At 50.1% G+C, this 7,182-nt stretch carries 9 protein-coding genes; 8 read left to right on the top strand and 1 reads right to left on the bottom strand.

Annotated elements, in window-relative coordinates:
* The first annotated feature begins 11 nt into the window (after positions 1-11).
* The 8 genes from ACTBZS_RS11365 (at position 12) to hisD (ending at position 6,999) form a co-directional block, all read left to right on the top strand.
* Positions 12-92, top strand: coding sequence for a cold-shock protein (locus ACTBZS_RS11365; RefSeq protein ID WP_463044203.1), 81 nt, complete (start codon positions 12-14; stop codon positions 90-92).
* Positions 93-210: 118 nt separating this feature from the next.
* Positions 211-2,028 (top strand): 2-isopropylmalate synthase, encoded by a 1,818-nt coding sequence (locus ACTBZS_RS11360; protein ID WP_022653756.1) that lies wholly within the window; start codon positions 211-213, stop codon positions 2,026-2,028.
* Positions 2,029-2,104: 76 nt separating this feature from the next.
* Positions 2,105-2,749: a dethiobiotin synthase gene (bioD, locus tag ACTBZS_RS11355; protein ID WP_022653755.1), complete on the top strand. Its 645-nt coding sequence runs from the start codon at positions 2,105-2,107 to the stop codon at positions 2,747-2,749.
* Positions 2,750-2,860: 111 nt separating this feature from the next.
* Positions 2,861-3,430, top strand: coding sequence for an SCO family protein (locus ACTBZS_RS11350; RefSeq protein WP_463044202.1), 570 nt, complete (start codon positions 2,861-2,863; stop codon positions 3,428-3,430).
* An 83-nt stretch (positions 3,431-3,513) separates the two neighbouring features.
* Positions 3,514-4,290, top strand: coding sequence for a flagellar brake protein (locus tag ACTBZS_RS11345; protein ID WP_463044201.1), 777 nt, complete (start codon positions 3,514-3,516; stop codon positions 4,288-4,290).
* A 101-nt stretch (positions 4,291-4,391) separates the two neighbouring features.
* Positions 4,392-5,042, top strand: a complete 651-nt coding sequence (gene hisG / locus ACTBZS_RS11340; RefSeq protein ID WP_027405257.1) for an ATP phosphoribosyltransferase — start codon at positions 4,392-4,394, stop codon at positions 5,040-5,042.
* 1 nt (position 5,043) lies between these two features.
* Positions 5,044-5,667 carry a LysE family translocator gene (locus ACTBZS_RS11335; RefSeq protein ID WP_022653751.1) on the top strand — a complete coding sequence of 208 codons (624 nt, stop codon included), beginning with the start codon at positions 5,044-5,046 and terminating at the stop codon, positions 5,665-5,667.
* A gap of 36 nt (positions 5,668-5,703) precedes the next feature.
* A complete protein-coding gene (gene hisD / locus ACTBZS_RS11330) occupies positions 5,704-6,999 on the top strand; it encodes a histidinol dehydrogenase (protein ID WP_463044200.1) in 1,296 nt (431 codons plus the stop codon).
* Between the two features lies 1 nt (position 7,000).
* Here hisD and ACTBZS_RS11325 read toward each other — a convergent pair.
* A partial coding sequence (locus tag ACTBZS_RS11325) for a hypothetical protein (protein WP_463044199.1) occupies positions 7,001-7,182 on the bottom strand: 182 nt, incomplete at its 5' end.

The raw sequence follows: 7,182 nt of genomic DNA, 5'->3' as shown, positions 1-7,182 counted from the left end.
GCTTCAAGAGCCTGAAAGAAGGCCAGACTGTTTCCTTCGTCGCCGAGCGCGGCCAGAAGGGCATGCAGGCTGCACAGGTTCGTCCGGAGTAATTCGGATAGCTGTAAAAAAACCCGCCCTTGTGCGGGTTTTTTTACGACTTCGCAAGAATTTAATTGACGAAAAGTCTAATTTGACGTACTGTAACCCCATTAGATGAGGCAAACCATCATGCAATTAGACATTAAACGTCTTATCGCTGATTTTGGCGGCCCAAGCCAACTTGCTGATGCGCTGCAGCAGCATTTTCCGGACGAGGCCGTTTCACGAGCAGCGGTATACAAATGGCGTGAGCGCAGCAGTCTGCCGCTACCGCAGCTACAAAAACTTGCCCAACTTGCCGCAGCACAGGGACGACATTTTGATTTGAACTGGTATTTGGCTACGTCTTCGCAGCCAACCACGACTTTGGGGAGCATTCCTAGTATGAGCAGCAATACGCGTTTGGTTATCTTTGATACCACCCTCCGTGACGGCGAACAAAGCCCCGGCGCTTCTATGACCCGTGAAGAAAAAATTCGTATTGCGCGTCAACTGGAAAAGCTGGGTGTTGATGTGATTGAAGCGGGCTTTGCTGCTGCCAGCCCGGGGGATGCCGAGTCGATCCACGCGATTGCCTCGGTGATTAAACAGTCCACCGTCTGTTCTTTGGCACGTGCGAATGAGCGTGACGTACGTGCCGCTGGTGAAGCGATTAAACCTGCTGCGCGGGGCCGAATTCACACCTTTATTGCAACCAGCCCCATTCACATGGAAAAGAAACTGCGCATGACCGAAGACGAGGTTGTGGCGGCAGCGGTGAAAGCGGTGCAAATTGCCCGTGAATATACGGATGATGTCGAATTTTCCGCTGAAGATGCGTTGCGTTCTGAAATCGATTTCTTGGCCCGCGTCTTTGGGGCAGTGATCGAAGCAGGTGCCACGACCTTGAATGTGCCGGATACCGTGGGTTATTCGACGCCTGCACGCACAGAAGCCTTTTTCCGTGAGTTGATTAGTAAAACCCCCGGTGGGGATCGGGTGATTTGGTCGGCGCATTGCCACAATGACTTGGGCATGGCAGTTGCCAACTCCTTGGCAGCGGTGCAAGGCGGGGCGCGACAGGTCGAGTGTACGATCAATGGTTTGGGTGAACGAGCTGGTAATGCGGCATTAGAAGAAATCGTGATGGCAGTGAAAACTCGCCACGATGTGTTTGGTGTCCATACTGGCATCGACGCTGCACAAATTGTTCCCACTTCAAAATTGGTTTCCACTATCACGGGGTATCCGGTGCAACCCAACAAGGCGATTGTTGGCGCTAATGCCTTCTCGCATGAATCTGGTATTCACCAAGATGGTGTATTGAAACACCGCGAAACCTACGAAATCATGAGTGCCGAGTCGGTGGGCTGGAGCACCAACCGTTTGACATTGGGCAAATTGTCTGGCCGTAATGCCTTTAAGACGAAATTGGCAGAGCTGGGCGTCGAATTGAAGTCAGAAGAAGCGCTCAACGCTGCGTTTGCCCGCTTTAAAGAATTGGCCGACCGCAAACGTGAAATTTTTGATGAAGATTTACAAGCCTTGGTCAGTGATGAACTCACCACCATCGACCAACAAGAGGACTTCAAGCTGGTGTCTTTGCGTGTTGCCACAGAAACCGGTGAGCCACCTTTGGCTATCTTAACTGTCAACGAACGGGGACAAGAACAACGTGCTGAGTCCACTGGTTCTGGTCCTGTGGATGCCGCGTTCAAAGCGATCGAGTCACTGGCCAACTCTGGGGCAGAGTTGCAACTGTATTCGGTTAACGCAATCACCAGTGGTACCGATAGCCAAGGTGAGGTGACTGTGCGTTTGGCCCGTGATGGTCGTATTGTGAATGGTCAAGGCGCAGATACCGATATCATCGTGGCAAGTGCCAAAGCTTATTTGTCTGCGTTGAACAAACTCAGCAAAGGTGAACGAGTCAACCCACAAAAATCGTCTGAAGCCGCTGCTGTTTAATTTGGCTGTGGTACGCTAACTACAGGGCGTGGTGTTTACCACGCCCTGTTTGCATATCTTGACGCGGAGAATCGTTGTGCACCAAGCCTATTTCATCACTGGTACGGATACTGAAATTGGTAAAACTCATGTTGCTGTGACACTGATTCAACAATGGCAACAACAAGGCCTGCGGGTGGCGGCCATGAAGCCGGTTGCCTCAGGCGCATGGCAGGATGAACAGGGTATTTGGCGCAATGATGATGTTGAACGGTTAATCGCCGCCACCGGACAAACCGACCGTGCTTTGCTGAACCCCTATTGTTTTCCCTCGCCGATTTCGCCACATTTGGCGGCACGAGAGGCGGGGGTGCAAATTGACCTCAAGCATTTAGTTGATTGCTATCGACAATTAGCTGCACAGGCGGATGTAGTCGTTGTGGAAGGTGCGGGGGGGTGGTTGGCACCCTTGACAGATGAATTGGATATGGCAGATTTAGCCCTTGCCTTGGCAATTCCGGTGGTATTGGTGGTTGGTATGCGCTTGGGTTGTATCAATCATGCCCGTTTGACTGCCGCTGCGATTGTGCAGCGTGGTGCGCCATTTGCAGGATGGATAGCGAACCGTGTTGTACCGCAACAACTGGCTTATCAAGAGAATTTAGCGACGCTACAACGGACTTTACCTGTTCCAATGTGGCAGGAAATCCCGTTTTCTGTTGCAAAGTCTGAGCAAGGTTAATGACGATGGCTGTCTGTGCCATGTATCATACGGTCTTGTGTGCTTGCGCATAATTAAGCTGAAGGATAAAACGTGCAAAATTGGGTTGCGATGGGATGTCGATGGCTTGCCATGACTGCGCTATTAGTTGGTGTCGCAGCGTGCCAACCCACAACACCTGCACTCAATTTGAAAGGCACAGATGTCAGTAATGCTAAAATCGGTGCTGATTTTACATTAATTGACCATAATGGTAATTCCAAACGTCTTTCAGACTTCTATGGACAAGCAATAGTTTTGTTTTTCGGATATATTCACTGTCCGGACGTTTGCCCGACGACTTTGGCTGAAATGGCAGAAGCGATGAATCGTCTAGGAAATGATGCAGAAAAGGTCACTGTGTTATTTGTCTCAGTCGACCCTAAACGCGATACTCCAGACATCATGAAAGCTTATGTCACTTCATTTCACCCGCGCTTTATTGGATTGACCGGAAGTGCAACAGCAATCGCTGAGGTAAGCCGTGCCTTTAAGGTGGTGGCAGAAAAACGCGGAGATGTTGCTGGAGGTAATTATTCCATCGACCACAGCGCCGGTGCATATATTTACGATCCGTCAGGCCGCCTGCGTTCTTATGTAACGTATGGCAGCGGGGCGGATGTGTTGGTTCATGACCTGAAGCAGGTGCTTACGGTACGCTAAAGGTCTTGTTTTGAGCTCACATAAAGCATAAATTTTGCTTTAGTGATTCTTTGTAACGTAACACAGAGCGATATTCCTGCAACGTGACAGACATCAGCCCCCCTTCCGGCGACGCCTCTAACGCCCCTCTGCCGATGAGCGAGGAACTCGCCCGCTATACATTGACTTCCTCATTGGAAATCGCCCACCACTTGCGTCGAATTATCAACGCAGGACAAATGGTGACCGTGTTTTCCAATCATGGAAAATCGTTTATTTTGACTCGTCTTCTGGCGGTCGATACCCGACAAAATCTGCTGATTTTTGACATGGGTTCCGACGGCAATATGAATCGGCTATTGTTGACGAGCGAACGCAACGTGCTGGTCTGTGCGCCGGAAGGCGTTAAGACGCAGTTCTCAGTGGGTCGGGTTAAAGAGACAACGTATGAAGGCGCCCCCGCCTTCGTGACAAATCTACCCACCTCATTGATTAAACTACAGCGCCGCGAGTATTTCCGCATTCGAACCCCGATTGCCAGTCCGGTGATGTGCAACATCCACGACTACGACGAAGGTAATGGGGTGACATTGCCGATCTACGACATCAGTTTGGGTGGGGTGTCTTTGGTGACGCCTGAAGACTTACCCGGATTTGATGTGACGCAGATTTACTCTGATGTGGCATTGGACTTAAAACAAGCCGGTACAGTTCCCGTTGTGATCGAAGTACGCAATATTTTGCGTATTCCGCAGCGCAATAATACGGTGCAAGTACGGGTTGGCTGTGAGTTCAAAGACCTATCAATGCGCGGTCAAACCATTATCCAAAAATATATTGCTCAGCTAGAACGAGAACGTCGCGCGATGGAGCGTGACTAAGTTTAAGGTGGTGGTGTGGGCAAATTAGGATCAACCCAGCTGATGACCTCAGCTGGGCCGTTTTTTTTATTGTTTTTCGTTTTGAATTAATGGATGTGCCCATGCTAACGATTGCACTTTCTAAGGGCCGAATTTTTGATGAAACCCTACCGCTGCTGGCGGCGGCGGGTATTGTGCCAACAGAAGACCCAGAATCTTCTCGCAAACTGATTATTGAAACCAACCTACCTGATGTGCGTCTGATTATTGTCCGCGCCAGTGATGTGCCGACTTATGTGCAATATGGTGCAGCGGATTTGGGCATTGCTGGACGCGACGTTTTAATTGAACATGGCGGTGCAGGTTTATATCAGCCGCTCGATCTTGAAATTGCCCGTTGTCGAATGATGGTGGCGGTTAAAAATGGCTTTGATTACGACAGCGCAGTGCAACAAGGGGCGCGTTTGCGAGTTGCAACAAAATATCCACAAATTGCCCGAGAACACTTCGCCCGCAAAGGCGTGCATGTGGATGTGATTAAGCTATATGGTTCGATGGAGTTGGCGCCGTTGGTCGGCTTGGCTGATGCTATCGTTGATTTGGTATCAACCGGTAATACCCTGCGTGCCAACGATTTGGTGGCAGTGGAACATATTTTGGATATCAGTTCGCGTTTAGTGGTAAACCAAGCTGCGCTGAAATTGAAATACGCCACGTTACGCCCAGTGATGGATGCCTTTGCTGCTGGTGTGAAAATAGAAAGCCAAAACTAATATGGGATGGGACACCGTTCTAACCATTAGCGTCATTGCCTTATTGGCGATGCTAAGCCCGGGGCCAGATTTTTTTCTTGTGGTGAAAAATGCTGCTCGTTATTCACGGCGGGCGGCATTAGCAACCACCTTAGGCATTAACGTGGGTATTGCGCTGCACATGAGTTATTGTGTGCTTGGTTTGGTATTGATTATTCAGCAAACGCCGTGGCTGTTTGATCTGTTGAAATATGCTGGTGCAGGCTATCTGATTTGGATTGGTGTGCAGGCCTTGTTGTCACGTGGTGGTGTGTCATCTGTCACTGATGAAAATGGCCATACACAACAACAAGTCCCATTTTGGCGTGCTTTCAGTGAAGGGTTGTTGTGTAATCTTCTCAATCCCAAAGTGACGTTGTTTTTCTTCAGTGTTTTCACTCAGCTGTTGCAACCCGATTCTTCTTTACATGAAAAAATCTTAATTGCCCTTATCATCTTCTTGTTGGGGATTGTTTATTGGCCTCTATTGGTCTTGCTGATCCAACAAGCTTGGGTATTACGCGCTTTACGGCGTGTGCAACACACGGTTGACCGAGTGCTAGGGGGTGTTTTGCTAGCACTGGGTATTAAAGTCGCTTTATCCTGATTTTTTCTCTTAATCAATCCGAGATAGCGCCCCATTATGTTGAAATTATCTTCCCGAGAAGCCAACTTTTCAGAACGGTTGGCTGCGTTGTTAGACTTCGAAACGGCTCAAGATCCTGCGGTTGATACAGCAGTAGCCGACATCATTCAGGCTGTTAAAACACAGGGCGATGCCGCTTTGTTGGCATACACAGCCCGTTTCGACCGCGTGCAGGTGACGCAAGCTGCCGATTTAGAAATTAGCCACGATGAGCTCAAAGCAGCCTTTACCCGATTGCCAGCAGAAACCCGTTCGGCATTGGAAGCAGCCGCAGGTCGTGTGCGCCGCTATCACAAGCACCAACTGGCCCACTCTTGGGAATACACCGAAGAAGACGGTACTGTCCTTGGTCAAAAAGTGACTGCGCTTGATCGAGTTGGGATTTATGTGCCGGGTGGAAAAGCCGCGTACCCTTCTTCTGTCTTGATGAATGCTATCCCTGCCAAGGTGGCTGGTGTGGGTGAAGTGATTATGGTTGTGCCCACTCCGGGTGGCGAGCGTAATGACTTGGTGTTGGCTGCGGCGTTTATTGCGGGGGTTGATCGGGCATTTACTGTTGGCGGCGCGCAAGCAGTGGCTGCCTTGGCCTATGGCACAGCAACCATCCCTGCGGTGGATAAAATCACTGGGCCGGGGAATGCTTATGTCGCAGCAGCAAAACGCCGTGTCTTCGGTATTGTTGGGATTGATATGGTTGCGGGACCATCAGAAATTTTGGTGATCTGTGATGGCAAAACCGATCCTGACTGGATTGCGATGGATTTATTTAGCCAAGCCGAGCACGATGAAATCGCCCAAGCGATTTTGCTTTGCCCTGATGCGAATTACCTCGCCGATGTTGAGGCCAGCATTGCCCGCTTATTACCCACCATGCCTCGTCGAGCGATTATCGAAGCCAGTTTGAAGAATCGTGGGGCAATGATTGAAGTGGCTTCGTTAGAAGAAGCCTGCCAAATTGCTAACTATATTGCACCAGAGCATTTAGAGTTGTCGGTAGAACATCCTGAACACTACCTCGATCAACTGCGCCATGCCGGAGCGATTTTTATGGGACGTTTTACGTCCGAGTCGCTTGGTGATTATTGTGCAGGCCCTAATCACGTTCTCCCTACTAGTCGCACCGCACGTTTTGCTAGTCCATTAGGCGTATATGATTTCCAAAAACGCAGCAGTTTGATTCGGGTGTCTGCTGATGGTGCGGATAGCCTTGGCCGAATCGCTGCCACGTTGGCGCATGGTGAAGGCTTAACTGCCCATGCCCGCGCAGCTGAGTTACGTCTTAAATCGACCTAATTCATAGAACCTCCGCAAGGAAACCCGCGATTTCAATCGCGGTAGGAATTGCGGGTGCGTGAAGCGCACCCTGTGGTAAAATCAAGCCACTTGCATTCAAGTCGCTGTGCATGGCTCCCAATCCAATGGTGCGCACCGGAGTTTTCGGTGGCCGGCATCCCAGGTTACCGCAAAGCGGTGGGA

The sequence above is a fragment of the Aquaspirillum sp. genome, from assembly GCF_055136605.1.
Note: the sequence above shows the minus strand (reverse complement) of the source record. Positions and strands in the feature narration are given on the sequence as shown.

Excerpts from the sequence above, each read along its gene's own strand:
- ACTBZS_RS11360 (WP_022653756.1), top strand. The coding sequence starts at position 211 with ATGCAATTAGACATTAAACGTCTTATCGCTGATTTTGGCGGCCCAAGC.
- ACTBZS_RS11350 (WP_463044202.1), top strand. The coding sequence starts at position 2,861 with ATGACTGCGCTATTAGTTGGTGTCGCAGCGTGCCAACCCACAACACCT.
- hisG (WP_027405257.1), top strand. The coding sequence starts at position 4,392 with ATGCTAACGATTGCACTTTCTAAGGGCCGAATTTTTGATGAAACCCTA.
- ACTBZS_RS11335 (WP_022653751.1), top strand. The coding sequence starts at position 5,044 with ATGGGATGGGACACCGTTCTAACCATTAGCGTCATTGCCTTATTGGCG.
- hisD (WP_463044200.1), top strand. The coding sequence starts at position 5,704 with ATGTTGAAATTATCTTCCCGAGAAGCCAACTTTTCAGAACGGTTGGCT.